The organism is Haladaptatus sp. QDMS2, from assembly GCF_029338295.1.
Taxonomy (GTDB): Archaea; Halobacteriota; Halobacteria; order Halobacteriales; family Halococcaceae; genus QDMS2.
In genome coordinates, this window is sequence record NZ_CP119791.1 from 858070 (window position 1) to 884894 (window position 26825).

General features: G+C 62.2%; 34 protein-coding genes. 17 read left to right on the top strand and 17 right to left on the bottom strand.

Features of this window, described 5'->3' with window-relative positions; all coding sequences use genetic code 11:
• Positions 1-2: 2 nt before the first annotated feature.
• Entirely contained in the window at positions 3-365 is a 363-nt protein-coding gene (locus P1M51_RS04765; RefSeq protein ID WP_369685087.1) for a thioredoxin family protein, read from the bottom strand.
• A 49-nt stretch (positions 366-414) separates the two neighbouring features.
• On the bottom strand, positions 415-1431 hold the full coding sequence (locus tag P1M51_RS04770; protein WP_276274848.1) for a metallophosphoesterase: 1017 nt from the start codon (positions 1429-1431) through the stop codon (positions 415-417).
• A 154-nt stretch (positions 1432-1585) separates the two neighbouring features.
• Here P1M51_RS04770 and P1M51_RS04775 point away from each other — a divergent pair, with 154 nt between their 5' ends.
• From P1M51_RS04775 to P1M51_RS04785, 3 genes are all read left to right on the top strand, one after another.
• On the top strand, positions 1586-2362 hold the full coding sequence (locus P1M51_RS04775; RefSeq protein WP_276247045.1) for a RimK family alpha-L-glutamate ligase: 777 nt from the start codon (positions 1586-1588) through the stop codon (positions 2360-2362).
• A 508-nt stretch (positions 2363-2870) separates the two neighbouring features.
• Positions 2871-3818, top strand: coding sequence for a PLP-dependent cysteine synthase family protein (locus tag P1M51_RS04780; protein ID WP_276247046.1), 948 nt, complete (start codon positions 2871-2873; stop codon positions 3816-3818).
• A gap of 58 nt (positions 3819-3876) precedes the next feature.
• The gene (locus P1M51_RS04785; protein WP_276247047.1) at positions 3877-4821 is read left to right on the top strand and encodes an alpha/beta hydrolase; all 945 of its coding nucleotides are present in this window, start codon (positions 3877-3879) and stop codon (positions 4819-4821) included.
• On the opposite strand, the gene P1M51_RS04790 is transcribed toward P1M51_RS04785, so the two are convergent.
• Genes P1M51_RS04790 through cyaB form a run of 4 tightly spaced genes read right to left on the bottom strand, consistent with a single transcriptional unit; the run spans position 4818 to position 8366 of the window.
• Positions 4818-5261: a DUF5804 family protein gene (locus P1M51_RS04790; protein WP_276247048.1), complete on the bottom strand. Its 444-nt coding sequence runs from the start codon at positions 5259-5261 to the stop codon at positions 4818-4820. The two genes, P1M51_RS04785 and P1M51_RS04790, sit on opposite strands and share 4 nt — an antisense overlap.
• 32 nt (positions 5262-5293) lie before the next feature.
• Positions 5294-6487, bottom strand: coding sequence for a tRNA sulfurtransferase (locus P1M51_RS04795; protein ID WP_276247049.1), 1194 nt, complete (start codon positions 6485-6487; stop codon positions 5294-5296).
• A gap of 50 nt (positions 6488-6537) precedes the next feature.
• Complete coding sequence (locus P1M51_RS04800; protein ID WP_276247050.1) at positions 6538-7761, bottom strand: methionine adenosyltransferase; 1224 nt, start codon at positions 7759-7761, stop codon at positions 6538-6540.
• A gap of 59 nt (positions 7762-7820) precedes the next feature.
• A complete protein-coding gene (gene cyaB, locus P1M51_RS04805) occupies positions 7821-8366 on the bottom strand; it encodes a class IV adenylate cyclase (protein WP_276247051.1) in 546 nt (181 codons plus the stop codon).
• 93 nt (positions 8367-8459) lie between these two features.
• On the opposite strand from cyaB, the gene P1M51_RS04810 reads away from it, so the two are divergent.
• Positions 8460-9434 (top strand): peptidylprolyl isomerase, encoded by a 975-nt coding sequence (locus P1M51_RS04810; RefSeq protein ID WP_276274849.1) that lies wholly within the window; start codon positions 8460-8462, stop codon positions 9432-9434.
• 81 nt (positions 9435-9515) lie between these two features.
• Here P1M51_RS04810 and P1M51_RS04815 read toward each other — a convergent pair whose 3' ends face one another.
• The 3 genes from P1M51_RS04815 to P1M51_RS04825 are packed head-to-tail and all read right to left on the bottom strand — an operon-like array spanning position 9516 to position 10796.
• Entirely contained in the window at positions 9516-10142 is a 627-nt protein-coding gene (locus tag P1M51_RS04815; protein ID WP_276247053.1) for a transcriptional regulator, read from the bottom strand.
• Positions 10143-10167: 25 nt separating this feature from the next.
• Positions 10168-10329, bottom strand: a complete 162-nt coding sequence (locus P1M51_RS04820; RefSeq protein WP_276247054.1) for a hypothetical protein — start codon at positions 10327-10329, stop codon at positions 10168-10170.
• Complete coding sequence (locus P1M51_RS04825; RefSeq protein ID WP_276247055.1) at positions 10329-10796, bottom strand: ParA family protein; 468 nt, start codon at positions 10794-10796, stop codon at positions 10329-10331. The genes P1M51_RS04820 and P1M51_RS04825 overlap by 1 nt, the downstream gene beginning before the upstream one ends.
• A gap of 83 nt (positions 10797-10879) precedes the next feature.
• Here P1M51_RS04825 and pyrB point away from each other — a divergent pair, with 83 nt between their 5' ends.
• From pyrB to P1M51_RS04840, 3 genes are all read left to right on the top strand, one after another.
• Entirely contained in the window at positions 10880-11791 is a 912-nt protein-coding gene (gene pyrB, locus P1M51_RS04830; protein ID WP_276248469.1) for an aspartate carbamoyltransferase, read from the top strand.
• The gene (pyrI, locus tag P1M51_RS04835; RefSeq protein ID WP_276247056.1) at positions 11784-12245 is read left to right on the top strand and encodes an aspartate carbamoyltransferase regulatory subunit; all 462 of its coding nucleotides are present in this window, start codon (positions 11784-11786) and stop codon (positions 12243-12245) included. Before pyrB ends, pyrI begins: the two co-directional genes overlap by 8 nt.
• A 210-nt stretch (positions 12246-12455) precedes the next feature.
• Positions 12456-13280: a hypothetical protein gene (locus tag P1M51_RS04840; RefSeq protein WP_276247057.1), complete on the top strand. Its 825-nt coding sequence runs from the start codon at positions 12456-12458 to the stop codon at positions 13278-13280.
• Here the strand turns inward: P1M51_RS04840 and P1M51_RS04845 are convergent.
• Positions 13266-13829 (bottom strand): NUDIX hydrolase, encoded by a 564-nt coding sequence (locus P1M51_RS04845; protein WP_276247058.1) that lies wholly within the window; start codon positions 13827-13829, stop codon positions 13266-13268. The two genes, P1M51_RS04840 and P1M51_RS04845, sit on opposite strands and share 15 nt — an antisense overlap.
• 116 nt (positions 13830-13945) lie before the next feature.
• Entirely contained in the window at positions 13946-14557 is a 612-nt protein-coding gene (locus P1M51_RS04850; RefSeq protein ID WP_276274850.1) for a hypothetical protein, read from the bottom strand.
• 331 nt (positions 14558-14888) lie between these two features.
• On the opposite strand from P1M51_RS04850, the gene P1M51_RS04855 reads away from it, so the two are divergent.
• From P1M51_RS04855 to P1M51_RS04885, 7 genes are all read left to right on the top strand, one after another.
• Positions 14889-15071 carry a DUF1918 domain-containing protein gene (locus P1M51_RS04855; protein ID WP_276247060.1) on the top strand — a complete coding sequence of 61 codons (183 nt, stop codon included), beginning with the start codon at positions 14889-14891 and terminating at the stop codon, positions 15069-15071.
• A gap of 55 nt (positions 15072-15126) precedes the next feature.
• The gene (locus P1M51_RS04860; RefSeq protein WP_276247061.1) at positions 15127-15543 is read left to right on the top strand and encodes an RNA-binding protein; all 417 of its coding nucleotides are present in this window, start codon (positions 15127-15129) and stop codon (positions 15541-15543) included.
• Positions 15544-15845: 302 nt separating this feature from the next.
• Entirely contained in the window at positions 15846-16553 is a 708-nt protein-coding gene (locus P1M51_RS04865; protein WP_276248470.1) for an RNase P subunit p30 family protein, read from the top strand.
• On the top strand, positions 16550-17029 hold the full coding sequence (locus P1M51_RS04870; RefSeq protein WP_276247062.1) for an Rpp14/Pop5 family protein: 480 nt from the start codon (positions 16550-16552) through the stop codon (positions 17027-17029). The genes P1M51_RS04865 and P1M51_RS04870 overlap by 4 nt, the downstream gene beginning before the upstream one ends.
• Before the next feature lie 6 nt (positions 17030-17035).
• Positions 17036-17782: an archaeal proteasome endopeptidase complex subunit alpha gene (gene psmA, locus P1M51_RS04875; RefSeq protein ID WP_276247063.1), complete on the top strand. Its 747-nt coding sequence runs from the start codon at positions 17036-17038 to the stop codon at positions 17780-17782.
• Between the two features lie 106 nt (positions 17783-17888).
• Positions 17889-18614, top strand: coding sequence for a ribosome assembly factor SBDS (locus tag P1M51_RS04880; RefSeq protein WP_276247064.1), 726 nt, complete (start codon positions 17889-17891; stop codon positions 18612-18614).
• Between the two features lie 100 nt (positions 18615-18714).
• Positions 18715-19587, top strand: a complete 873-nt coding sequence (locus P1M51_RS04885) for a mechanosensitive ion channel family protein (RefSeq protein ID WP_276247065.1) — start codon at positions 18715-18717, stop codon at positions 19585-19587.
• A 23-nt stretch (positions 19588-19610) separates the two neighbouring features.
• On the opposite strand, the gene P1M51_RS04890 is transcribed toward P1M51_RS04885, so the two are convergent.
• Positions 19611-19928 carry an FUN14 domain-containing protein gene (locus P1M51_RS04890; RefSeq protein WP_276247066.1) on the bottom strand — a complete coding sequence of 106 codons (318 nt, stop codon included), beginning with the start codon at positions 19926-19928 and terminating at the stop codon, positions 19611-19613.
• 236 nt (positions 19929-20164) lie between these two features.
• On the opposite strand from P1M51_RS04890, the gene hflX reads away from it, so the two are divergent.
• A complete protein-coding gene (gene hflX / locus P1M51_RS04895) occupies positions 20165-21454 on the top strand; it encodes a GTPase HflX (RefSeq protein WP_276247067.1) in 1290 nt (429 codons plus the stop codon).
• Here the strand turns inward: hflX and P1M51_RS04900 are convergent.
• Genes P1M51_RS04900 through P1M51_RS04910 form a run of 3 tightly spaced genes read right to left on the bottom strand, consistent with a single transcriptional unit; the run spans position 21446 to position 24485 of the window.
• Complete coding sequence (locus tag P1M51_RS04900) at positions 21446-22537, bottom strand: PQQ-binding-like beta-propeller repeat protein (protein ID WP_276247068.1); 1092 nt, start codon at positions 22535-22537, stop codon at positions 21446-21448. The two genes, hflX and P1M51_RS04900, sit on opposite strands and share 9 nt — an antisense overlap.
• A 39-nt stretch (positions 22538-22576) precedes the next feature.
• Positions 22577-23056 (bottom strand): cyclic pyranopterin monophosphate synthase MoaC, encoded by a 480-nt coding sequence (gene moaC, locus P1M51_RS04905; protein WP_276247069.1) that lies wholly within the window; start codon positions 23054-23056, stop codon positions 22577-22579.
• Positions 23049-24485, bottom strand: a complete 1437-nt coding sequence (locus P1M51_RS04910; RefSeq protein WP_276274851.1) for an NAD(P)H-hydrate dehydratase — start codon at positions 24483-24485, stop codon at positions 23049-23051. The genes moaC and P1M51_RS04910 overlap by 8 nt, the downstream gene beginning before the upstream one ends.
• Before the next feature lie 77 nt (positions 24486-24562).
• Between P1M51_RS04910 and P1M51_RS04915 the strand changes: the two genes are divergently transcribed.
• Entirely contained in the window at positions 24563-25051 is a 489-nt protein-coding gene (locus P1M51_RS04915; RefSeq protein WP_276247071.1) for a hypothetical protein, read from the top strand.
• On the opposite strand, the gene P1M51_RS04920 is transcribed toward P1M51_RS04915, so the two are convergent.
• Positions 25041-25319, bottom strand: a complete 279-nt coding sequence (locus P1M51_RS04920; protein WP_276247072.1) for an acylphosphatase — start codon at positions 25317-25319, stop codon at positions 25041-25043. The two genes, P1M51_RS04915 and P1M51_RS04920, sit on opposite strands and share 11 nt — an antisense overlap.
• A gap of 39 nt (positions 25320-25358) precedes the next feature.
• The gene (locus P1M51_RS04925; RefSeq protein ID WP_276247073.1) at positions 25359-26282 is read right to left on the bottom strand and encodes a DNA-3-methyladenine glycosylase; all 924 of its coding nucleotides are present in this window, start codon (positions 26280-26282) and stop codon (positions 25359-25361) included.
• A gap of 122 nt (positions 26283-26404) precedes the next feature.
• On the opposite strand from P1M51_RS04925, the gene P1M51_RS04930 reads away from it, so the two are divergent.
• Entirely contained in the window at positions 26405-26815 is a 411-nt protein-coding gene (locus P1M51_RS04930; RefSeq protein WP_276274852.1) for a DUF555 domain-containing protein, read from the top strand.
• Positions 26816-26825: the final 10 nt, after the last annotated feature.

The window sequence follows — 26825 nt, forward strand, 5'->3', positions numbered from 1 at the left end:
CCTTACAACTGTTTTTGCAGCTGCTCTGCGAGATAGACGGCCGCCGGTTGTCGTTCCTGCTCGACGTAGCGGGCGACCTCCTTGCCGTCTTTCTCGACGACGATGGTCGGGATGTACTCGATCCCGTACTCGTCGGTGAGTTCGCCCTGTTTGTCATTGTCCACGGGGTACTCGTGGAGGTTCTCGTCGGGGATGCCTGCGGCTTGCATGGCAGCGGCGAAGTCGGGCAGTTGGTTCCGGCAGTCGCCACACCAGTCGCCGCCCCAGACGCGAATCGTGAGTTCGTCGCCGAGCGCCGCGAACGTCTCGACGGTGGAGGGGTAGGACTCCGCGTCCCAGACGGGGTTCGGTGACATCGTTTCCATGGACACGGCTACGAAGCGGATTCACTTAACCGGCGCGCTCTGTGCAAATTCACGCGAAATCGTCGTACAGCGGCAGCGAGTCGAGGTGGTGCTGTGTCAACTCGGCAACGGCTTTGCTTCGGTCGGAGTAGTCCTGCGCGAGCATGTACGCCTCTGCGGTTCCCTCGGGGTCTGCGACGGGGACGTACCTGACGGTGGTGCCCTCCCCATTCACCGTCACCAGCAGATAGCCCTGCGGGAACGAAGAGAGTGCGGGACAGATGAGTTCGTTCACGCGCTCGGTCCGGGCGACGGCGGGGATGTGCAGGTGACCAGAGAGCGTGAGGGGAACGTCGTGCGTTTCGAGCACTTCGACGAGCGGGTCGTAGTCGAGCATCGGGAACGACGAGCGCCAGGAGACGCCGCCGGTCAGGTCGAGCATCCCCGGGAGGTTGTGGTGCATCACGACGAGCGGACAGATGGCACCGTCTAACACCTCGTCGAGCCACGCCACCTGCGCGGCAGAAATTTTGCCCTTGTGCGTATCGCTGAGGGAGTCGCCGGGGCCCGTCGCAGAATCGAGTCCGACGACGTCTATGCCGCCGATGCGCGTCTCGAACGGCAATCCGCCGGGCGTGAACGTCTCTTCGAACCACTCGAGCGTGGCGGACTCGTGGTGGTCGAACTCCTTTGGCACGTCGTGATTTCCGGGGACGGCGACGGCTGGCGGGTCCAGTTTCGAAACGAGGTCGGCGACGCGCTCGAAGTCCCCTCGCTCGCCGTTCTCCGTCAGGTCACCCGTGAACACGACGCCGTCCACGCCACGACCGTTGATGTCGGCGATGGCGGTTTCGAGGCGCTGTTCGGTTCGGTGGTACACCTTCCAACTGCCGGACTCGCGAGTCGAGAGGTGGACGTCTGAAATAATCGCGAGGGTCGTCTCGGTGGCCGTTCGTGGTCGCGCAAAGCGGGCAAACAGCGGCCCTGCGGCTTCGTGCGGGTGGGCGGGTGTCGGTCGCCGGCTCGGTTGCTGGGGTGCGTCCCGGCGGTTCATGCGGCTTGCTGGTGACTTAGATGCGGTGGACATAAGCGTTCCCCCACTGTCAGTTGGTAGCATTGAACATTCGAGAGACCGAACTATGGAGGGCTCAATAGTAATATATACAGTAATCTGGACAGTCTCGTTGACCCCGAAAAAACGATAAGCCAGCGACGGTGCTACAGGGGGCGTTGTGTCGCACGTGGGAATCTCGTACTGGCCAGTCGGTGGTAACCAGACCAAACAGCGGGTCTTCCGTCGGTTGGGCGAGCGAGTTGAGGTCACGTTCCTCGACCCGTCCGCAGACCATCCCGACCTTGTAGCCCACGAGTTCGACCTCTACCACCTCGCAAAACGTCGCACCGAGTCGATTCGAGACCTCCACCGGGCCGCTCGCGCCGGCGTCCCCACCCTGAATCCGCCAGCCGCCGTGGCCCAGTCGAGCGACCGAGTGGCGACGCTCGATGCGCTTCGCCGCGGGGGTATTCCGGTCCCCGACTATCAGTACAACGCGGCGACGGACGTGACGTTCGACCCGCCGTACATCATCAAGACGCGCCACGAAACCGACGACGGGGCCCACGACCACGACGTCGTGCTCACCGGGAGACCCGCATTCGACGGGGTCAAACTCGTCCAGGAATACGTCCTCGCGACGCGCCACCTGAAGGTGTATCGCGTCGGAGCGACCGTGCGCGTCGTCGAACTCGGCCTCGTTCGCGGCGCGGTTCGCGGCGAACTCGAACCGACGCCTGCACTCGTCGCGCTGACTGAGCACGTCGCGGCGCTCACGGGGCTTTCGCTGTTCGAAGTCGATGTCCTCGACGGGCACGAACCCCTGGTCGTCGACGTGAATCCGGTCGTCAGTCTCGCCGGCGTTGCTGATGCTGAGTCGGTGTATCTCGACTACCTGCTCGCGTCGCTCGCGAAAACAGAACACGCGCAGAATCCGATGCGGGCGACGGCGAGTCTCGACTGACGCGAAAAGGGGTGTCGAATCCCGAAGCGAGTTCGGCGTGGACAGGAGATGGACAGTCGTCCGACTGATTCGACCACCCTTCGGTGACTCCGTTTTCGCGTCTGTGCGACACTGAGCGACCGTAATCCGGCTTCGACAGAGCCCGTCGCGGAGTGAAGGCGGTGACACGGGTGTGATGACGATGAAAGTGTCTCGCCGTCCCTCGCTGCGTGCGTCGGCTGACGCTGACGATGACGCCGGCCGGAACCGAACTGTCTCAGTGTCGTGGTTCACGTCCCGTCGGTACGACGGAGAGCATCCGTCTCCCAACGCGGACACTCGCTTCTACCCGTTCCATCCTCATTATTATCCTGCGAATAAGCGACGGGAACGGGCGGGTTATCTACACATTAAGCAAGAGTGTTCGAACGGAACGGTATGTCATGCCCAGCGTCTGTCCACCGCGGTTGTCTGGAAAAACTGCCCGACTCCATCATCGGTATAAGCACCCGATTCGTAAGAGAGGGCAATGAAAGACAGTATTCTGGATACTGTCGGGACCCCTCTCGTTCGGATTCGCTCCCCACCGGGCTCCATCATCGCGACCAAGTTGGAGTCGTTCAATCCCGGTGGCTCCGCGAAGGACCGCCCGGCCATCTCGATGATTCGGGCGGCAGAACGAGCGGGCATCCTCGAACCCGACTCGCACATCGTCGAACCGACCAGCGGCAACACCGGCATCGGCATTGCCCTCGCCTGCGCCGCGCTCGGCTACGACCTCACCATCGTCATGCCCGCCTCGAAATCGAAAGAACGCCGCCAGTTGATGAAGGCCTACGGCGCGACCCTCGAACTCGTCGAAGGCGAAATGGTCGACGCCCGCGAGCGCGCAGACCAGCTCACCGAACGGGCGGGCTACGTCCAACTCGGCCAGTTCGAAAACGAAGCTAACCCGGAAGCCCACTACCGGACCACGGCCGAAGAAATTCTGCGAGACGTAGGCGACCGGACGATAGACGCCTTCGTCGCCGCGGTGGGTACGGGTGGCACCATCACTGGCACCGCGACGCGCCTGCGCGAGGAGTTCCCCGACATGGACGTCGTCGCCGTCGAACCCGCGGAGAACGCCGTCCTCTCGACGGGCGAAGCCGGCAGCGACGACTATCAGGGCATGGGTCCGGGTTTCGTGAGCGACCTCCTCGACCTCGACCTCCTCGACTCGGTGGAGACGGTCGAACTCGCCGACGCAGAAGACGAGTGTCGAAGACTGGCCCGGTCTGAGGGCATCCTCGTCGGCCAGTCGAGTGGCGCGGCCGCCGTCGCAGCCCGTCGCATCGCCGAACGAATCGCCGACCCACAGGCCGATTGTCTCGCCGCTTCGACCGACGGCGGCACCCCGGACGCGGACTGCCCGCTCGTCGTCACGGTGTTCCCCGACAGCGGCGAACGCTACCTCTCGACCGGCCTGTTCGACTGAAGTCCCTCGATTGCTGTTTTCCCGGCAGGTTTACCGCCTGCTCGCGATAGCTTTCTCCATGCGCAGACGAACGGACCTCGACGCTCAGGTACGCGAGGTTCTCGCTGAGTTCGAAGTACAGGGCATCCCGCCGTGGCACGCGATATCCGTGGAGGCCGCGAGAGCGCTGGAAGACGAACTGTTCTCGGCGGGCAGTGGCCCTGAAGTCGGGCGCGTCCAACACCTCGGCATCCCACGGCGGGATGGCCCGGGAACCATCCCGATTCGGACCTACCATCCAGACCCAGCAGCCCCAGAGGACCCGCCGATTCTCGTCTTTTACCACGGCGGTCTCTGGGCGATGGGCACGCTCGATTCGGCGGACGACCTCGCGAGGAATCTGGCTGCACGAGTCGGTGCACTCCTCATCTCCGTCGAGTATCGACTCGCACCGGAACACCCGTTCCCCGCGGGTCTCGAAGACGCCTACGCCGCGTTCGAGTGGGCCAGAGAGCACGGAGCGTCTCTCGGCGGCGACCCAGCGCGCGTCGGCGTCGTCGGCTCCAGCTCCGGCGGTAATTTGGCCGCGGCGGTTGCACTCTGGGCGCGCGACGAGCGTCGGAACGTCGCCGTGCAAGGGCTGTTGTATCCCATTCTTCGGTCCGACTTCGAGACTGGCTCCTACGAGGAAAACGCGGATGCGCCACTGCTGACGCGCGACGCCATCGCCCACTACTTCGACCGGTACGTCAGAAGCGAGGTGGACAGGGCACATCCATTCGTCGCACCTCTTTTGTCCGCAGACCTCTCGAACGTCGCCCCAGCGGTCATCGTGACGGCCGGCCACGACCCGCTGCGCGACGACGGATTCGCCTACGCCGAACGTCTCTCCGAAGCGGGCGTAGAGGTCGCACACCGCAATGAACCGGCGATGTGCCACAGTTTCCTGAGTCTGGCAGACGACGTAGACAGGGCCGCAAAAACGTTCGAGGCTGTTACCGCGGAACTCCGAGCCCGGCTCTAAAATTCGGCTTCAGTCACTCGCACGACGACCGTTTCATCCACGTCGGCGAGGTCGTAGTCGGGCAGGTTTCCGTCGCGTTCCACGGCGAGTGGTTCGGTCAGCTCGCCGTCTTTCACGCCGTAGATGTGGACGAATTCGGCCGACTGCTCGCGGCTGACGTCACCTTCGCGGATGGCCTTCGCCAGTTTTCGCGAGAGCCACTCGTCTTCGGCGACGCTCGGTTCTGTTACGAGCGTAAGTGAGGCAAAGCGCACGAGATACCAGTTCAGGTCGTTCATCAGCGAGACGGCCGCGCCGAGCGAGATGGTATCGACGGCGATGGAGTTCGCGTACGGCTGGTGGAGCCGATACGTCGAGAGCGCCTCGCGGGCGGTGTCCCGCGAGAGCAGTTCGTACCGGAGGTCAACCTCCGGCGACCCGACGATACACACCTGCGTCATATTCAGAACGTGTTTGCCGCCGCGTAAAGCGATTACGCTGTCTGCAGGGCGATGCGTCGCGCCTTCTTCGCCGCCTCGACGGCGAGTTCGGAGAGCTCGTCGGGTTCTGCGGCCTCCACCTGCCCGATGCTGGCACGCGTCTCTGGGCGATTCGGCGCGATACGGTTACACCCGGCTTCGATGTTCGCGGTGGTGAACGTGCCGAGTGCTCGTGCGCGTTCGACGATGTCCGGTTTGTCCATCGTGACGAGCGGCCGGTAGACTGGTAGACTCGTCGCAGCCGTCGTCGTCATGAGGTTCGCGCCGGTCTGACTGGACTTCTGCCCGATCGCCTCGCCGGTGACGATGCCGACGGCGTGTTCCTCGCGGGCGACGTGCTCTGCGACCATGAACATAAAGCGTCGAAGCGACAGCATCCGGGTGTTCTGGAGTTCGTCTACGAGCAGGCGGGCGACCTTCCCAGCGGGAACCATCCGCAGTTCCATATCGAAGTTCGGCGCGTAGCGAGCGAGCGTCTCGACCGATTCGACGACTCGTGCCTGATGGTCCACGCCGCCGAACTCCTCGAAGTCGAAGTAGACGGGGATGATGGGACACCCACGTTTCATGAGTTCCCACGCAGCGACGGGCGAGTCGATGCCGCCGGAGATGAGCGCGACGACGGGGTCCTGCGTTCCGAGTGGGAGACCACCCGGTCCCGCGCGCTTCTCGACGTAGACGTAGGCGTGGTCGGCGCGACACTCGACGAACAGTTCACAGTCGGGCTGTTCTAAGTCCACTTCCGGTTCGAATCGTTCCTCGGTCGCCTCCCAGACGGCAGTCCCGACCTCTCGTTCGATGTCTTCAGAGGAGAATGGGTGGGCGGATTTCTCCCCTGCGCGGCGGGCGCTGACGGCGAACGCACCCTCGGTGTATACCTCGCGGGCGGCCTCGACGACGGCGGATTTCATCGCATCCATCGTCGGGTCGGTGACGGTGACGGGACTCGCAGAGACTACGCCGAAGGCGTCACAGGCGGCGTCGGTGGCCGCGTCTATCGCTTCTTCGGTCGTGTCGATGAAGAGCCGAGAGTGCTGCTTTCGAACGGTGCCCTCGATGGCGCGGTCTGAGAGGAGGGCTCGGATGTTGTCACGGAGCATCTGCTCCATGCGGCCGAGGACCTGCGGACTTTTCACCCCCATATCGCCGTACCTGACGAGGACGGTGTCCGCTCCCGGTGGATTCATACACGAAAATGAACGAGGGGCGAATAAACCCCTATCGCCTTCTTCGCGGCTTAGAACGTGGAGAGTTCGCCGTCGATGACCTGTCGGGTGACGTCGGTCACGTTGGCGAGGCGCTGGTCGATGATGGCCCGGACGTCCGCCTCGATATCTTCGAGTTCAACGCCTTCCTCGGTGACGAGTCGGGCGTCAGCGACGTGGGGTTGGTCGATTGGCTTACCAATCTGGGAGAGTAGGCGGATGCGCAGGTCGCGGATGCCCGCTACGTTCGCGACGACGTCCTCTGCGATTTGCGTGCTGAGCAGGTTGTAAATCTTCCCGATGTGATTGACCGGGTTCTTCCCGGAGGTCGCTTCCATGGACATCGAGCGATTCGGCGTGATGAGACCGTTCGCGCGGTTACCACGGCCCACAGAACCGTCGTCGCCCATCTCTGCTGAGGTCCCGGTGACAGTGAGGTAGACCGACCCAGTCTCGTAGTTGTCTGCGGTGTTGACGTAGACCTCGACAGAGCGGTCCGTGTACTCGCTCGCGAGTTCGGTGACGTACTCGCGGACGTCGTTTACGGCCTCGATGTAGTCGTCTAAGCCTTCGAGATACTTGTCCACCATCGCGGCGGCGACGGTGATGTCGATGTGGTCGCCCTCGCGTTTGCCCATCACCTTAATGTCCTGGCCGAGTTCGCGGTGGTCCGCGGCGTAGACGCCGTTCAGGTGGCGTTCGGTTTCGAGGACGATGGTTTCGGTTTCCGAGAGGGGCGCGTGGCCGACGCCGAAGGAGGTGTCGTTGGCCATCGGAATTGTGGCGTTGTCCTCGCCGAACACCGACTGGAGGTCGCCGGAGCCTTCGCCGAGTTTCACGTCCACGATGATGTCCGTCCCCACGTCGATTTCCGGGAAGTGAGCTGAAAGGTACTCGCGGGCGGCGCGGAGGGCGATTTTCTCCGTCGGAATGTGGATGACCTCGTCTTTCTCCTCGTCTTCGTAAATCTTGGTCGCCCGCCCGACGATGAGCAGGTAGATGGGATTCATGACCTCGCCGCCACCGTACTTCGGGGCCGAGTTGCCAGCGACTAACTGCGTCTCGTCTGTGTTGTAGTGGAGGACCTTTCCGACACGCGTTAAGTATTCGTTGGCGAGCGCCTGGCAGACTGCCTCGGCGACGCCGTCGCAGATGGAGTCCGGGTGGCCGATGCCTTTTCGCTCGACGATTTCGACCTCCTGGTCTTCCACTGCACGTCGATCGATCGGTTCGACGCGAATATTGCGTTCTGTCATTACATCGTATTCGACACCAGCATTTCTATAACTTCCGAAAACCACGACCGCCAAAAAAATTACTCTGAGTTATTCGATTCGAGCAGTAAACCGAGATACGACGTCCGAATTTGGGTCTCAGGGTCCACGCCTAATTTCTCCAGTACGTTGTAGGCCCCCTCTCGCGCCGGTTCTACCGCCCCCTCGACTTCCGTCTCGACTTCGACGAACTCCCCGAGCCCGGTCACGTCGTCCAGTGTGACGGTGTAGCCGTCGAGCTCGTAGAATACTCGACGCTTCTCCACCGTCGCGGTGGCCGCGTATCCGAGACCGGACAGGATGCGGTCCATCGTCTCTCCGTCCGCGACGACGGTTTCTGCCTCTTTGCGGGTTTTCGACTCCTGCTCTACGAGCGGTCCCTTGTAGGTCACCTTCGTGACCGTCTCCTCGTCTGTCATCTCGGTTCGGATACGGAGTGCCTCGTCAGTCTCAGCGAAATCGCGGTCGGGAGCGTTGTAGTAGGTGTCTCGTTGGGTAACGGTGCGCACCTGCGTCGCGCCGCACGCGGCGAGTTTTTCGCGCACGGCGTTGTGGTCGGCCCGGACCTTGACTTCGACCTCGTACATGGCATTTCGGAGGTGCTACCTGCTGAAAAACGTGGGTGTTCTTCCGGCGCGAGAAACGTGATTCTTAAGGGTGCAACGACTGTCCGTTGACGTATGAGTGAAGAACCTCAGGCCGAGGAGGCCGAGCAACCGGACGACGTCGAAGAAGAAGTCGAAGAGACGGAGGCTGAGGCTGAGGAAGGCGGGCTCCAGGACGGAGATTTCGTCAAACTCGCCTACACCGCACGCACCGTCGAAGGCGGCCAGCTCGTCGACACGACGGACGAAGAAATCGCAGAGGAAGAGGGCGTCGCAGACCAGGGCGAGTTCGAGCCCCGCGTCATCGTCCTCGGTGCCGGCCACATCTTCTCCGCAGTCGAAGAGGCAATCATCGGCGGCGAAGTCGGTGACTCCGGCACAGTGACCGTGCCTGCCGAAGAAGCGTTCGGCGAGTACGACGAGTCCGAAGTCCGCACCGTCGCCGCCTCGAAGATTCCAGAAGACGACCGCTACCCAGGCGGCCACGTCGACATCGACGGCCAGCACGGTCACGTCGAGACCATCATCGGCGGCCGCGCCCGTGTCGACTTCAACCACCCGCTTGCCGGTGAGGACATCGAGTACGAGTACGAAGTGCTCGGCGTCGTCGAAGACCGCGAGGAACAGGCGAAAGGGCTGCTCGGGATGTACCTGGACGCGGACCTCGAACTCTGGATCCAGACCGACGAGGTCGAAGAGGAAGTCGTCGTCGAATCCGACGACGATGACGAGGACGCAGAGCCGGAGACGGAGATGGAGACCGTCGAGAAGGAGACGCTCTACATCGAGTCTACGCCACAGCTCGCGTTCAACCAGCAGTGGATGTTCCAGAAACAGCAGATTGCCCAGCAGATTATGGACCGCCTCGACTTAGACCGCGTCATCATCCAGGAGACCATCGACGGCTCCGGCGGCATGATGGGCGGCATGGGCGGTATGATGGGCGGCATGGGTGGCACTGGCGGTGCAGGCGGCGCTGACTTAGAAGAACTCGTCGAAGACGCAGACATCGACGCCGAAGAACTCGTCGAAGACTTAGACGAAGAGTAAGTCGGCTTCCCCATTTTCGATTTTCACGCGACGAGCCGCAGGCTTTGCGGCACAGGCAACGAGGAGAAACGCGCAGTCGCCTCAGGCGATGTCCCGGCTGGTGTCGATGGCGACGCGCTCTGAAAGCTGGAGCTTCACCGTCTCCGGCAGTGCCGCGCCACCGCGGAACTTCGGAATGGCGAGTCGGTTCACGATTTGGTCGCCCTGCACCTTCGTCTCCAGTTGGAAGATGACGTCCACCATGTGTTCGGTGGTGTCCCGAAGTTCGGGGACGTTTCTGCCTTCCAGTGCGTGAAGGACGGCGAGGCTTCCGGTGTTGTAGATGTGATTTTGCAACTCGTTCAGGAAGTTCCGATAGCGGGGGGCCTCCTGCTCTTCGAGGATGTTGACCGGGTCGATGATGAGGTTCGACTCCTCTGGCAGGCTCTTTATCATCTGTCCAGCCCGGTCGAGCGGCGCGTCGCCGGAAACGTATCGTACCGTCGGTTTCCCGGTGCGTGCCGTCGTGTTCTTGATGCTGTCTGAGACCGCCTGCTCCGTCCGGTCGAGCGTGAGATAGAGCGTTCGTCTGCCAGCGGTGAGCTCGTAGAGGAAGAGCTCCGCCTGACTCGCTGGGCTCGCGGTCAGGGCGACGACGCTCCCTGCCGGAATCCCGCCGCCAAGCTTCCGGTCAAGTACGTCGATTCCGGTTGGCAGCCGCTTCGACATACCCGAACATACCAATTCCACCGAATTAAGTGTTCCCCAGTACTGTCCGGGAAACGAGCCGGTCGAACACCTTCGCTTTCTGGCGATTCTGTGTCTCCGGCGCCGCGTCCAAATCGAGTGCGGCGAGCACGTCACACTGGAGGAGTCGGTCGATTCCGTCCGGCGTCGTCTCACAGCGCGTGAGCACTACGCCAATGGGGGGCGCGTCGAGCGCTCGGGCCATGGCGGCGGTTTTGGCGGCGTCACGGAGACTCGCCGGATTGCACGTCGAAACGAGGAGCGTTTGCGTGGCGAAGCGGCGTAGCCGCCGCGTTCCCCGCACCCGCCGGACAGTCGAGAAGCGTGCATCCCGCGTCCGGCAGGCGCGAGAGCGCCCTGTTGAGGCTGTGCGCCGCGCCCGGTTTGCCGGCGGGTACGATTCGGAGACGCGGGGTCCTCGGGCAGTGGATGACTCGCCGCCTGGAGGGTCGCACCTCTTTCGAGCGCTGGCAGGCCGGGTTCCCGGTCTACGTCGGCGACGGCGTGGAGGTTCGGCATGGCGGTGTCAGTATCCACCGCGACGACGTCGTGGCCGTGGCGAGCGAGTGCGCGAGCCAGTCCGAGCGTCGTCGTCGTCTTTCCACAGCTTCCTTTGCCTCCCGCGACGGCGAGCATGTGCTCGTCTGGTTCCGTGTTCCTACTTGAACCTTCGGCGGGTGTCGGGAGTTTCAAGAGTGCTGGCGTCAGCCTCTATGATGATGTGGAAGGACCAGCTCGTCAGCGCGAAACAGCTGTCGCGGGCGGACATTGAGGCCGTTCTCGACCACGCGGCTGCAATCGACGACGACCCCGCAGCGTTCGCCGACCGACACACCGACAAACTCCTCGCACTGCTTTTCTACGAACCCAGTACCCGGACCCGCCTCAGCTTCGAGACGGCGATGAAGCGCCTCGGCGGCGACGTCATCGACATGGGTTCGGTCGAAGCGTCGAGCGTAAAGAAGGGTGAAACCCTCGCGGACACGGTGCGCGTCATCGAGGGCTACGCCGACGCAATCGTGCTCCGCCACCCAAGCCAGGGGGCGGCGACGATGGCCGCGGAGTTCGTAGACGTTCCGCTCATCAACGCGGGCGATGGGGCCGGCCAGCACCCGACCCAGACGCTCCTCGACCTCTACACCATCCGCAAGAACGTCGGGTTCGACGACCTGACCGTGGGCATCATGGGCGACCTGAAGTACGGGCGGACGGTCCACTCGCTTGCCCACGCGCTCACGCAGGTGGACGCGAGCCAGCACTTCATCAGCCCCGAGAGCCTGAAACTCCCTCGCCGGGTGCGCTACGACCTCCACGAGGCGGGCGCGAACGTCAAGGAACACACCGACCTCGCAGAGATTTTACCGAGCCTCGACGTGCTCTACGTGACGCGCATTCAGCGCGAGCGGTTCCCCGACGAGAGCGAGTACCGGGCGGTCGCCGGGCAGTACCAAATCGACGCGGAACTCCTCGAAGCGGCCAAGGACGACTGCATCGTCATGCACCCGCTGCCTCGCGTGGACGAAATCGCCCCGGACGTAGACGAGACCGACTTTGCGAACTACTTCGAGCAGGCCCACAACGGCATCCCCGTTCGCATGGCGCTGCTCGACATGATGTTAGACCATGAGTGAACACGAACTTCGCGTCAGCAAAATCAAAAGCGGCACCGTCATCGACCACATCCCCGGTGGACAGGCGCTCAACGTGCTCGCCATCCTCGGCATCGACGGCTCGACGGGCGAGGCCGTGAGCGTCGGGATGAACGTTCCGTCAGACCGCCTCGGCCGCAAGGACATCGTGAAGGTCGAGAGTCGGGAACTCAGTCAGGAAGAAGTGGACGTCATCTCGCTCATCGCACCGATGGCGAGCATCAACATCATCCGCGACTACGAGGTCGAACGCAAACACCGCGTCGAGCGACCGGGGTCCGTCGAGGGCGTCCTCGAATGCCCGAACCCATCGTGTATCACCAACGAGCGCGAACCCGTCAAGACCCGGTTTACCGTCCTCGACGACGCAGTTCGCTGTAATTACTGCGAAACCATCGTGCGGGACAATATCGCGTCCCACATCGCGAGCGAGTAACCTCGTCCGCGGCGAGCACGCGCCCGGTTCAGGCGGATTCGTCCGACGCCCGAACTATTTTATTCTGCGTTTGCGAACATTAGGTATGGCTCGAAAAGTCAAGTTCCTGTTCGCCCTGCTCGCCGTCGCACTGCTCTTCAAGGTCGTCCTGAAGAAGTAACCACCCGCCGTTTTCGAATCACTTACCCCTGTACCCGACTACCTCTCGGTATGTTCGGCGTCGTCACACGAAACGCATCGGAGGTCGACATCCCCGAGTTCGACCGCGCATTCTACGAGGTCAAAGACGTGACCGGGCGGGCCGCCGCGCCGCTGGCAAACGCCATCAACATGGTGTCCTGTTTCGGCGACAACGCCGCCGCGAACGGCAACCCGGACCTCGTTCCGATTAACGAGGAGGGCGACCTCGCCACCCGGGACCAGCCGTACTTCGACTGGGCGTACATCTGCCCGACAAACGAGAAGTATCGGGCTGGTCTTCTCGAAATCATCGACGACTGCGTCGAGGAAAACGAGGACGTCCGCCTGGACGACGTGGGCTTCCCGCGAGAGGGCTACTGCCACTGCGAGCGGTGCAACCGCCTGTTCGCAGAAAGCGACTACGAGGACAGAAACGAGTGGCGTGCATCCGTGATAACGGAGTTCGTCGCGGAGGCCACCGAGCGAATTCCGGGCAAGGTGTACCTCACGCTCTATCCCGACCCGTATCCGGGCCACCTCTATCGCCGGGCGGGGCTCGACGTGGAAGCGCTCGCAGAACATGTAGACGAGTTCGTTGTCCCGCTCTACGACATGGCCTACTCGACGACCTACTGGCTCGAAATCATCGTGACGGGCTTTCTCGACCTCCTCGCGACGCCCTTCAGCGTCGAACTCTACGCGGTGGACGTGGACATCGACAACCTGATTCACGCGACGGACGTGGCCGACGCCTACGCCAACAACGTCTACTTCGGGTACGACGCCTCGAACGCGACGGCGGCACTCAGGCGGATGAAAGCAGAGGACAGAGAGGGCGTCTCACACGGACAGTGAACGCTCGCGCCAGGAGACTAACTCCTCCCGGTCGCGGGTATCGGTTGGAATCGCGTCGAACCACTTCACATCCGAGATTTCGTCGTCTGGGTCACACACCTCGGGGTTCGTCGTCTCCGCCCGCGCTGCGAACACCGGGAGGACGCCCCACGTCTCGTAGCCTCCACAGCGCACCGTGATTTTCGTGACGAGTGCAATCCCGTCGTAGGTCGCTTCGACGCCCGCTTCTTCTGCGAGTTCGCGTCGTGCGGCTTCGAGAAACGATTCGCCGGGGTCGATTTCGCCGCCCGGGAGCACCCACAGGTCGACGCCCTCGTGGCGACAGAGCAGGAGCTTCCCACAGGGTTGGTACACGATGGTGTGTGCGCCGTACGGGGCGCCACACCGGGCGATGCGCGTCGCGAGCGTTCGAAATCGGTCGCGGGACACAGTCCGGGTGCGAGCGTGCTCGATGTACCCGTCGTACGCGTCGGTCAGGCGGTGATAGGCCTGTGCCGCTCGCTGGTTTGCGTTCGACGAGAGAAACCAGAGGTCGTCGACGCGACTCATGGCTTCCCGCGACCCAGCCGACCAGCAGTAACCGCGAGAGACACCGCACAGCAGAGACGAATCGTGTCAGTCATTGCTCTGTATTCGAGTGGCCACCGGTATAAAGCTTCGAGAGCCTACGGGAGGTAACTGCGACACTGCGTCGCGACTTCTGGCAGACGCAGTTGATAGGAGTCGGCGAAGGTTACGAGCACCTGTTGTTTGTCCGCGACAGGAAGCCGTAACAGCGTCAGTTCGTCGTATCCCTGGACGGTGTAATTGAGGTCACCGACGGTTTCTGTGGCTGGTTCGCGTTCGTCGGTGAGAACTTCGTTTGCCACTTCCGTGATGGTCTCTGTCGGTTGCCCGTTCGTGTATTCCTCCAGCACTGCAGGCGTGTGTGAGTAGACGGAGACGCCGTCCTGGGTGTAGGCGACGACCCCGCGCAACTCGTCGTCGACGTTCGTGAGCAGATACTCGAGGAGGTCGTGGTAGGGGAACCCGGCTGCATCGACGAACTCGAACGAGATGTCCTGGTTCTTGCGGTACACCTCCCAGATTATCTCTTTTCCGTCCCCAGTGAGGCCGTAGAGTCGCCCCTTCTGGGTTTCCTCCGGGACCAACAGGGTTACGAGGTTATTTTCCCGCAGTTCGGCAATGCTGCGCGAGATGTGGGGAAGCGGTCTGTCTGTGGAGTCAGAAATCTCTGATGGAAGCGCCGGGCCTTTTTCAAAGAGGTGATATAACACTTCCGTTCGATGTGTCGAACTCACGACAAACTGTACGCTTTCCCAGTGTTCACTCACTATGAATTCCTCATTACAACCTGGGAGTTGGGTCCGCCGATGTTTATAACCTTGGTCGACGCTGTCCGATTCACCCGCCGTTGGCGATTTATTATGAATTAGTTACAGCAAATAGTAAGAATACAGATAACTACCGTGGATTGTGGAGTTAGTGGCTCCTGACAGGATTCGGTGGCGCTGGTGAGTCACCGCAACTGGACGGACCGCATCGCGCCGTGGGTCGAAAACTGACTGGAACCACGACATTTTTACGCCGCTCAGTTCTAAACCGGCTATGAGTTTCGACGAAGGTGACCAAGTCATCCTGCACGACAAGCACAGCGAATTCGACGGCCAGTCCGGCACCATCAGCCAGGTCGTAGAGAACATGTTCGGTGGCGCGACGTACACCGTGATGTTCGACGAGGGGCAGGAACAGGGAATCGCAGAGGATTCCCTCGAAGCACTCGAAGAGTAAGACCTTCTGGCGACGAGTACGACGCTTTTTACCGACGCGGGGCCAACGCTCGGCCATGTCGAAGGTTCCGTTTCACTACATCGACCTCCGGACGTTTTGCTACGCGACGGAGGACGAAAAGCGCGTGACAGATGCCCTCCAATCGTTTCTCCCCGCGGAGTTCGAACTCGAACGAATGGAGACGAAGGGCCACCACGGCGACCGAATCGTCATCCTCTCGGCTCGCGTCGAGAACGCAGACGACGTTCGCGTCGTCTTAGACCGGCTTGCCACGCTCGAAAACTTAGACCAGGTTCGCGTTGAAATCGACCAACGCGTAGACGACAACTGCTCGTTTTTCATCCATCTCGACAAGCAGGCGGCGTTCAAGGGCGTCACCAAACTTGGCGAGGGCATCTCGCTTCGTGGAAAGGTCGAAGCCTACCCGGCGAAAAAGGAGAAAGCAGTCGAAATCATCCGCGAAGCAATCTAACCGGGGCAGAAACGTGGCCCATGTTACCTAGTAACAATGCTTATGGGGATGGCCCGTGTCGATTGGAAAGAGGCATCATCGAATGCAAGCCTGTCCGTACTGTAATTCTGAGTTGAGCGGAACCGGGAGCCGAACATCGACGCGAACGGGTGGCGGGCGAAAGACGACCGGATCCGAGTTGGTTTCCTGTCCGGACTGCGGCGGGGTTATCGACGGCTTTTCGTCTCACTGACGCGGCCGCCGGGTCGCTCCTTTTATTCGCCGTGGCACGAAACCCGTGAGTGACAGCGCCAGAGGCTTACATGTACGAAGCAGTTCACGCACACCCCGACGGCGACAGCACGGTCGCCAGATTCGCCACCACGGCAGCGACGTACGGCTACGACGGCATCGTCGTTCGTAATCACGGCGACGCAGACGTCACGTTCGACGCACCTGCCCTGAGCGAAGCGACCGGCATCGACGTCGTCGAGGCAATCGAAATTCGCGCCGACAACCCCGCACAGGCGAGCGGTCACGTCGGGAACTACCGCCCGAAGAAGACGCTGCTCGTCGTCCACGGTGGGTCGACGAAGGTGAACCGCTTCGCGTGCGAGCAAGAGCGCGTGGACGTCCTCGCCCACCCGATGGCCGGGCGCGGCGACGTGAACCACGTCCTCGCGAAAGCGGCCGCCCGAAACAACGTCCGTCTCGAATTCAACTTTGGCGACGTGCTTCGCCGCCACGGCGGCCCCCGCGTGCAGGCGCTCCAGAATCTCAGAAAACTGCGCGAACTCGTCGAGTACTACGACGCCCCGTTCGTCGTGAGCGGTGACCCGCACACCCACCTCGAACTCCGCGCTCCCCGCGAACTCGTCGCACTCGGGGAGGCGATTGGCTTCTCGCGCGACCAGGTCGAACGCGGTCTCACGGAGTGGGGGGAGATTGTGGCGCACAATCGCGAGGTCCAGCGTGCGGACTTCATCGAACCCGGCGTCCGCCGCGGGCGCTACGAGGAGGTCTCAGAATGAAGCACTTGCCAAAGCACATCCGCCCCCGGTGGCGCTACCTCGCCGTCCACCTCGAAACGTGGCCGGATGCGCGTCTCGACCGGGGGACGTTCCAGCGTCACGTCTGGTACGCCGCCCAGAACCTCCACGGCGACCCCGGCGGGGCGGACCTGGACATGAAGGTGATTCGCTTTGCGTTCGACGACGGAATCGGCCACGCCATCGTCAGGACACGCCGCGGGGAGGAGGACCGTGCCCGAGCGGCGCTTGCGTGCCTCCACGAAATCGATGGCGAATCGGTGGGCGTACGCGTCGCCGGAATCAGTGGGACGGTGCGTGCTTGTGAAGAAAAGTATATAGGTCGCCGAAGGGTAAAACCGACACAGAGAAAAGTCGTCTTCGCAGGCGCAGACGCAACCGCCGTCGAACGGGGTTCCCGGGTCGACGTGCGGTTAGATGGCGCGTTTGTTGGGGCGACAGAACTCGATCTCGAGTGATACTACATGCAGGGACAAGCCCAACAGCAGGCATACGACCGCGGAATTACGATTTTCTCCCCGGACGGACGCCTCTACCAGGTCGAGTACGCCCGTGAGGCGGTCAAGCGAGGGACGGCGAGCATCGGTGTCCGGACGACGGACGGCATCGTGCTCGCAGTCGACAAGCGCATTCGCTCGCCGCTCATGGAGCGCACTAGCGTCGAAAAGATTCACAAGGCCGACGACCACATCGGCATCGCGAGCGCCGGGCACGTCGCAGACGCTCGCCAGCTCATCGACTTCGCCCGCCGCCAGGCGCAGATTAACCAACTGCGCTACGGCGAGCCAATCGGCGTCGAGACGCTGACGAAGGAAGTCACCGACCACATCCAGCAGTACACGCAGGTCGGTGGCGCACGCCCGTTCGGCGTCGCGCTCATCATCGGCGGCATCGAGAACGGCCGCCCACGTCTCTACGAGACGGACCCCTCCGGCACGCCGTACGAGTGGAAAGCCCTCGCCGTCGGCGCAGACCGCGGCGAGATTCAGGACTTCCTCGAAGCGAACTACGCAGATGACATGGACTTAGACGCCGGCGTCGGTCTCGCGCTTCGCGCACTCGCACAGGTCAACGACGGCAAACTCCGTCCAGAGGGTATCGGTGTCGCCACCATCTCCCTCGACGAGGACTTCGCCGAACTCGACGACGAGTCGGTCGAATCCTACCTGACCGAACTCGACCTCCTCGACACCTCCACCGACGAGGAATAACCCCGTCTCGTTCTTTTCTGGCTCGCTTCCCGGAGCCACTGCTCTCGGCCAATTTTCACCCCGAATGAGGACAACACCCTTTACCCGTGCTGTACTATATTGCACCATGATTTCACTTGACGAGGCCGTCACCGCTCGGCTCGAATCGCACGGTGCTCGATTCGAAGTTCTCGTAGACCCAGACGCCGCCCTCGCTATCAAACGCGACGAATTCAAGGGTGACCTGGAAGACGTCATCGCCGCAGACGACGTGTTCGAGGACGCCTCCCGAGGCGACCGACCGGCAGAAGAGGACCTCGAGAAGGCCTTCGGGACGACAGACCCGATGGAAATCATCCCCGAGGTCATCAAACGCGGTGAGATACAGATTACCGCAGAGCAGCGCCGGGAGATGCAAGAACAGAAGCGCAAACAGCTCATCGCGACCATCGCCCGCAACGCCATCAACCCGCAGATGGACGACGCCCCCCACCCGCCAGACCGCATCGAGAAGGCCTTGGAGCAGGCGGGATTCAAGGTCGACCCGATGGAGCGCGTCGAAAACCAGGTCGAAGACGCCCTAGAGGCGCTGCGCCCAGTCATCCCGATTCGCTTCGACACGGTCACCATCGCGGCGAAGATTCCGGCCCAGTACGCAGGCAGCGCACAGGCTCGCATCCGGAAGTTCGGCGACTTAGACCGCGAGGAGTGGCAAAACGACGGCTCGTGGGTCGGCGTCCTGACCTTCCCTGCAGGGTTGCAAAACGACTTCTACAGCCTGGTAAACGAACTGTCGAGCGGGGAAGCAGAGACCCAGATAATAAAGGACGAAGACGACATAAAAACGCGGTAGCGAGAGCGACCTGAAACACGGAGCCGAAAGGAGCCTGAAAACGACAGACAGGGTCGCCTCGGCAATCGCCTTTTTACAGCCTGACTGCTGAGTCTGTGACATGTTCGGTCAATTCGGGGCTCCCTTCGGACTGCCCACAGCACTCGCAGATTACCAGGAGGTTCTCGCCGAAATCGTCGCGTTCCTCGTCGGAGCGACAATCGTCTATTTCGTCGGCAGAATTCTCCTCTCACCGCTCATCCTTCGGGTCGTCAGGGCGCGCAATCACAACAACCCGACTATCGAGACGGCAGTCGAGACGTACCTCAAGGTCGCCTTCGCGCTCCTCGCCATCTTCACGGGCATCATCGCTGCCGGACACGGGGACGTTCTCACCGGGTCTGCGGTCATCATCGCTGCGCTCACCTTCTTGCTCGGTATCTCCGGTCAGGAGGTGTTCGGGTCGCTCATCAGTGGCATGTTCCTCGTCGCGGACCCCGATTTCAACGTCGGCGACTGGATTTCGTGGTCGGGCGGGGCAGGCACCATAGAGGCGGTCGACTTTCGGGTGACGCGGATTCGGACCGCGAACAACGAGACGATAACCGTCCCGAACACCGAACTCACGACCAACTCGCTCACGCGTCCGTTCGGTCGGGCGACGTTTCGCGTCACCGAGCGGGCGTTCGTCCCGTACAACGAGGACACAGAACAGGCACTCTTGGCGCTACAGCAGGTGGCGGCGAATCAGCCACAGGCACTCTCGGACCCGGCTCCGAACTCGCGCATCACCGACCTCGGAGCGAACGCCATCACCCTCCAGGCTGAGTTCTGGGTGGACGACCCCGCACGGAGCAACGTCGCGACGATTCGCTCTGACTTCAGACGCGAGTTGAAACGTCGGTTCGAAGAGGCGGGACTGACCCTCGCCCCGCCGTCGGGCCAGGAACTCTCCGGGTCGATTCGTGTCGAACGCGAGGCTGTCGAGAACTGAGTTCGAAAAAGCGGGGATTGGGCCTATCCTTTGCGGAAGCCAAGGAGGAAGCCGGCGGTGAAGGCGGCTCCAACCGAGAGCGTTTCGAGAATCGACGTGAGCCACGACGGCGGGGTCGCAGACGTGGCTTCCTCGCCGACCTTGACGAAACCGGCGGTGAGTCGCTCCCAGTCGACGGTGAGAATCTGGCGCGATTCTAAGAATTTGAACAGGGCAAGTTCGAGGCCGATGATGACGGCGATGAGCTTTGCCACCTTCTTGGCCGCAAAGCCGATTATCGCCCCGATGAGGGCACCACCCCCGGCTTCGATGCCGAGTTGTTGGAGGTTGATATCCACCATACCCCACACTCCGCACGTAACTGTTAAGACTTTTGTCCTGAATGGGCCGGTTCCACGTCGGTCACCGCGGGTGGTACGCCGTGACATTGAAGATGCGAGGGCGCATACAGGCGGGCATGAACGTCAGGAGAACAGCGGAGGTGGTCCGCCGTCGATAAGTTGGACCACGATGTGGTGTCGTACCGCATCGAGACGGGTGTATCGTCGCTCCGTGACGCTGCTGACGGGGACCTGCTATGAAGGCCGTTATCGTCAAACGCGTCGACCGGGGGAGTGCCGATGTTGGAGAGATCTGTGACCTCGCGCAAGCGGCCGGCTACACTGTCGCTGGCACGCTCACGCAAACGCGCGAGCAGGACGCCGCCCTCCACATCGGTTCAGGGAAAGCGGACGAACTCGCCGACCTCGTCGTCCAGACGGGAGCCGGCATCGTCATTTTCGACAATCGGCTTGGACCGTATCAGGTGTTCAACCTCGGAAAGCGCCTCCCAGACGGTGTCGAGGTCGTAGACCGCTTCAAACTCGTCCTCGAAATCTTCGGCCAGCGGGCTCGCACGCGCAAAGCACAGTTGCAGGTCGAACTCGCGAATCTTCGGTACGAACTGCCGCGAGCGGAAGCAAAAGCCAGCCTCGCAAAGCGCGACGAGCGTCCGGGGTTCATGGGACTCGGTGAGTACGACCAGAACCGCGAACGTGACATCAAATCGCAGATTTCCCGCGTCCGCGACGAACTCTCGCGCATCGAACAGCGCGAAGAGCAGCGCCGCGAGCACCGCCGGGAGACGGGATTCGACCTCGTCGCCCTCGCCGGGTACACGAACGCGGGTAAATCGACGCTTCTGCGCCAACTCGCCCGCGACATCGAGGTCGACGAAAACGACGACTTACACCCCGACATCGAGGCGACCGCCGAGTCTGAAGACCGCCTCTTTACGACGCTCGGAACCACGACCCGGCGGGCAGACATGGAGCGAAACGTCCTCGTCACGGACACGGTTGGGTTCATCATCAACCTCCCCCACTGGCTGGTCGAATCGTTCAAATCCACGCTGGATGCGGTGTACCACGCAGACCTCGTGCTCCTCGTCGTGGACGTTTCAGAGCCAATCGAGGACATTCGCGAAAAACTCGTCACCTGCCACGACACGCTCTACGAGCGCAACGAAGCACCCATCGTCACCGTCTTGAACAAGGCAGACGCGGTCGAACAGGCGGAGATTCAGGAGAAAATCGAGGCGCTCTCCGCGCTCGCACCTGACCCCGTCGTCATCAGCGCGAAGGAGGACCTGAACATGGACCTCCTGCGCGACCGTATCGAACGCGCCCTGCCACCGTTCGAACACGAGCGCCTCGTCCTCCCGATGACGGACGAAACCATGAGTCTCGTCTCGTGGATTCACGACAACGCCCGCGTCAACGACGTGGATTACGGCGACCAAGTCATCGTAGACTTCGAGGCGCGGCCAGCCATCGTCGAAAAGTCCCGCTCGAAGGCTGGCGACCTGCCAGTTGCAGAATCAGCCTGAATATTCGAGCCTGCGGAGCGTTCCCATCCGGTCGTCGAAGACGTACATTTCTGACTGGGAGACGACAGTGAGTTTGATGGGCCTGTTGTCGAGGTTAGCACTCCACTGCTCGGTTCCGTCGGCGGCGAACTTGACGAGTGCATCGTCCGCCGAAAGGGCATACACGTTACCCTCGGTGACGTCCACGAAGTGAATGGTGTGCTCCTCACTTCGCCACTGCACTGCGCCAGTTTCTACGTCGAGTGCGGTCATCGGGCCCGCACCGTCCGGGTCTTTACTCCAGCGAAACGCGGGAATCTGCCCCCAGAGATACACCTGCGAATCGACGAGCGGCGACCGACTGGGATTGTAGTCCGTCTCTCGGTCCCACACCTGCTCACCAGTCGCCGGGTCGAACGCCGTGGCTGACCCTTCGCCAACCGCGACGACGGCATCCGAGGATGCGCCGACGAACGAATCGAGGCCCACCTCGCTTGTCCATAGTTTGCTCCCGTCTGCCGGGTCGATTACGATGACCTCGGTCACGGCGGCGAAGAACGCGCGTGTTCCGTCGGTTGCGTAATCTCGAATTTCGGTATGGCTCACGGCATCGCTTTCCCACACCTGCTCGCCAGTCGTCGCCGCCACTGCTTCGAGGGCTCCATCTTTCGTCCCGATGAGCGCCATATCCTCGAACAGGTGAAATTCGATGAGTTCCGTCTCGTCGAACGTCCGTTCCCAGACTTCGGTCCCGTCGAAATCCATCGCCAGGATTCGTAGTTCCGCGGCGACGAGGACGACGTCGTCGACGACGTATGGACCAAACCACACGGCTGAGCCATGCCGCGTCGAATCGTCGAAGTCGTACGATGCAGTGACGTCGCCCGTTTCCCGGTCGATGAGATGCACCTGGCCGTCGTACTCGCTCCCCGTCACCACCGTGTCCGACGTGAACGCGAGTTTGCCGACCGGTGAACCCCCGCTTATCTCTGCACTCCAGACTTCTGATACGGGTTCAGGTAGTGGATTTGCTGAACAGCCAGCGAGTGCTGCACTCGCGCCTGCAACAGTAGCGAGAAACGACCGGCGTGACGACGGCTGCATTGCGCCAGACTCCTCAACCATCCAGCAAGTGCTTTCCGGTCAGTCCAGTGACTTCTTTTCTTTGTCCAGCACGCGAACGTTCGAAATCTGCGTCGCTGGATACTGGCCGTCTTCGTCCTTCTCGACGGCTTTCACCATGTCCCAGACGACGTTAAGGCCGGTGGTGACGCCTTCGAGCGCTTCCATCTCACAGCCTGTTTTGCCGGTGGTTTCGACGGCCACGGTCAGCGTAATTTTCTCGTCTCCCACGTCGAACTCCGTGTCCACGTTCGTAATCGGAATCTGGTGACACATCGGGATGGTCTCCCATGTGTGCTTGACCGCCTGAATCGCGCCGACGCGGGCGGTTGCGAGCACGTCGCCTTTACCGATTTCGCTTTCGCGAATCGCGTCGATAGTCGAAGCTTTGAGATGAATCTCACCGCGCGCGACGGCGCGGCGGGCGATGTCGGGTTTCTCCCCGACGTTCACCATCTGGACCTCACCCGTTTCGGTCGTGTGGGTCAGGTCGTCACTCATCGCGCTCACCCCAGAGCGCAATCGGGAGGTTCGAGAGCAGGTCAGTTGCCATCATGCCATAGCCTCTTTCCTCTGCGACTATATCACCAGCGCGTCCCGTCGCGTAGGCGGCGATGGCCGCGGCCTGTGGTGGGTCGTGCGTCGCGGCGAGTGCACCAGTCGCACCCGCGAGGACATCGCCGGTTCCGCCGACGGTCATGCCGGGGTTCCCGGTTCGATTCACGCGAATCGTCTCGCCGTCTGAAATCACGTCGTAGGCGCCTTTCACGAGCAGCGGCTGCTCCAGTTCGGCGGCGAAATCGGCGACGAGGTCTTTGCGAGTGCGCCAGTCCGAGTCAGTTTCCCCGCCCATCTTCTGGAGTTCACCCTGATGGGGCGTGCAGATGAGTGTGGCCTCTGTCTCGACGTTCGGAACGACTTGCAGGGCGTCTGCGTCGATGACGGCGGTTCCGTCGAGCGATTCGAGGAACTCACCGACGGCCTCAAGCGTCTCATCTGCGCTCCCGAGGCCCGGACCGAATACGACGGTGTCGTGGTCTGCGGCGAGTTCGAGGAGCGACTCGACGTGGGCGGGTTCGAGCTGGTCGCCGTCGAAGGGCCGTACGATGAGGTTCTCGCTGTAGCCCTGAATCTCGCGAGCGATTGATTCGGGACAGGCGACGCGCACGAGGTCGGCCCCGGCGCGGAGGGCAGACTGGGCGGAGAGTGCGGGCGCACCGGTGTACGGGCCGCCCCCGACGACGAGCACCTCGCCGTGGTCGCCCTTGTGGCTGTCCGACTGGCGCGTGAGCGACTGGAGGTCGCCCGGCCCGACGAACAGTTCGGCGGCTGCCGGAATGCCGATGTCCGCGACTGTTACGTTCGGGAAGTTCTCGAGGCCGGGTTTCATGTCGTGGAAGGTAACGACGTGGTCTGCGCCGACGGCGATTCCTTCCGAGGACCCAGTATCTGCGTCCATGCCCGTTGGAACGTCTACCGAGACGACCGTCGCGCCGGCAGCGTTGATGGCTTCTGCCGCCGATTTCTCGGGTTCGCGGAGTGCGCCGGTCACGCCCGTGCCGAGCATTCCGTCGATGATGAGGTCGGGGCTTCCGAGGTCGAGGTCAGTCGAGTCGCGAACTTCGCGGGAGTCGTACTCCGCTTCTTGCAGGGCTTCCCAGTTCTCGCGGGCGATGTCGGTCGAGATGGTCTCCTCGCGGCCGAGGAGGTGGACCGTCACGTCGTACTCGTCGAGAAACCGGGCGGCGACGAAGGCGTCACCGCCGTTGTTCCCCCGGCCCGCGACGATGGCGACGGCTGCCCCGGGTGCTACGAGGTCGCTGACGACGCGGGCGACGGCGTTGCCACTCGACTCCATCAACTGCTTCTGTGGAACTCCGAGGGCCGCGGCGTTCGCGTCGACGGCGGCCATCCGGTCGCTCGAAATCATGGCAGGGAGTTGTTCCCCATCCCGGTTAAACGTGCGGGGGCGGTGGAGTCAAATTCCTCCGACCCCTCCTCTCGCGTGTGAACGTCTTCTGGTTGGACGAAGACCCCCGAAAAGCCGCCCGCTATCACTGCGACCAGCACGTGAACAAGATGCTGCTCGAAGCCGCACAAATCCTCTCGACGACGCTCCGCGCCCACGGCCACGACGAGGCGTTTCTATACCAGCCGACTCACACGGGCCATCCGACCGTGAAGTGGGCCTCGCACTCGCGAGAGAACTGGCTCCGGCTCTACGAATTCGCTGGCGCACTGAACGAGGAGTTCATGGAGCGATTCGGCCACGACGAGGTCCATGCGAGTTGGCGTATGCTTCAGTTAATCGACCGCGACAGCATCGCCATTCCGGCGCGAGAGCCAACAGAACCGCCTCAGTGCATGCCCGAGGAGTACTGCCGCGAGGACCTCGTGGACGCCTATCGCGCCTACTACGCCAACGACAAGGAGTGGGCCGAGTGGAAGTACACGGCGGAACCCGACTGGCTGCTCGAATACCGACTCAACGCTTAATTTCGAATCCGTCGAGGCCTTCTGGTGGCTCGAACTCGGATTCGACGCTCGTCACGTCGGCGGCCGGACTGCCGGTGTAACACCACTCGATCATCGACTTCACGCGGTCTTTTTCACCCTCGAAGATGGCTTCGACGCGGCCGTCGTCCAGATTTCGCACCCAGCCGTCGACGCCGAGTTCCGTCGCTCTGTCTCGGGTGTTTGCACGGTAGTAGACTCCCTGTACGGTTCCAGTCACGTACACGTGAGCGCGCGTTCGCTCAGGCATGTGCATGCGTGCAAGCGCGAGGAGCAAAAATGTCCGGACTCACTCGTCGTTGGCCGGGCCGCCGGTCCGGAGATAGTGGAACACGTACGTCTGGGCGTACCCTGCGTACTCACCGCCGAACTGCGCGCGGATGGACCGCGACGTGTTCGTGTAGTTCCCCTGGTCGCAGTCGGGATAGTGGTCGGCGATGGCCGATTGAATCCACGTGTCGAGTGGGACCGCTTCGAGGTAGCCGAGTGAGAACAGCAATACGCAGTCTGCCACTTTATCCCCCACACCGACGAACGTTTTGAGTTCCTCGCGGGCGTTCTCGTAGTCCAGACCTACGGCATCTTCGGGATGGGCGAGCCCCTGCGCGACGATTTCAGCGGAGCGTTGTACGTAGGGTGCGCGGTAGCCAAGGTTCAGGTTGCGAAGTTGCGCCTCGCTCGCGCCCGCGAGTGCTTCGGGCGTTGGGAACGCGTGGTACGTCCGGCCGTCGAACTCGACTTTCTCGCCGAAGGTGCGCGCGAGGCCGAGTTGCATCTGATGGATGCGGGCGACGCGCATCTGCGCAGAGCAGATAAACGAGATGAGCGTCTGGAACGGTGGGTCGCGCACGAGGCGCATCCCCTCGTAGGCGTCGTAGGCCGCGTCGACGAGTGGGTCTGTCGGGATGGCGTCGAAAATCGCGGGCAGGTCGTCGTCCAGGCGGAGCAGGTGGCCGAGCGTCTCCGCGGCGTCGAACTGCGATTCCCACTCTAGCTTGTCCCCGCGCTGGCGGACGCGCAGGACGGCTGGGTCCCCGTCAGCGTAGGTCCCGGGAAGGACGGTGTAGTACCACGCTTCGCCGCCGTAAGCGGGCGTCTGTTCGTACATCCGTCCGTCTTCGCGTCGCCACAGGTAGGACTGACCGCTTTCCACCGTCGATTGCAGGTCGAATTCTCCCTTCAGGTTGCCAAGTGCGAGGGTGCCCGACTCCATTATCACCGCAAAGGAGTGGCGGGCGTTTTGCGCTTTCGACTCCAAAATGACAAACAGGTCACAAACGCGACGTATGACGATTTTGCCTAACCTTCTTACGATAGCGGCGTGAATAATACTCTATGGACTGCAGAGTTGTCGTCGAAGCCGCAGTCCCGGTGTACGACGTCGGAACGCCGGACGAGGCGGTACGCATCGCCATCTCAAAGACTGGTGAGATGCTCAACCCCGACTTGAATTACGTAGAAATCAACATGGGAGAACGGGTCTGTCCGCACTGCAAGGAAGACCTCGACCCCGCTTTCCTGAGCGCAGACGAGAGTCTGGTCGCGCTCGAACTCGAGATGACGGTGTTCAACGTCGAACGGGAGGAACACGCCTCACGCATCGCGCGCAAGGAAATCGGCCAACGACTCCACAACATCCCACTCGAAGTGCTCGACGTGCGGGTACTCGACGAGGACGACGACGAACCAGCGACGGAGGAAGAAGACGACGACCTGCTCGAAATCGAAGAAGTCGCGGACAACTGATGGCTCGCTT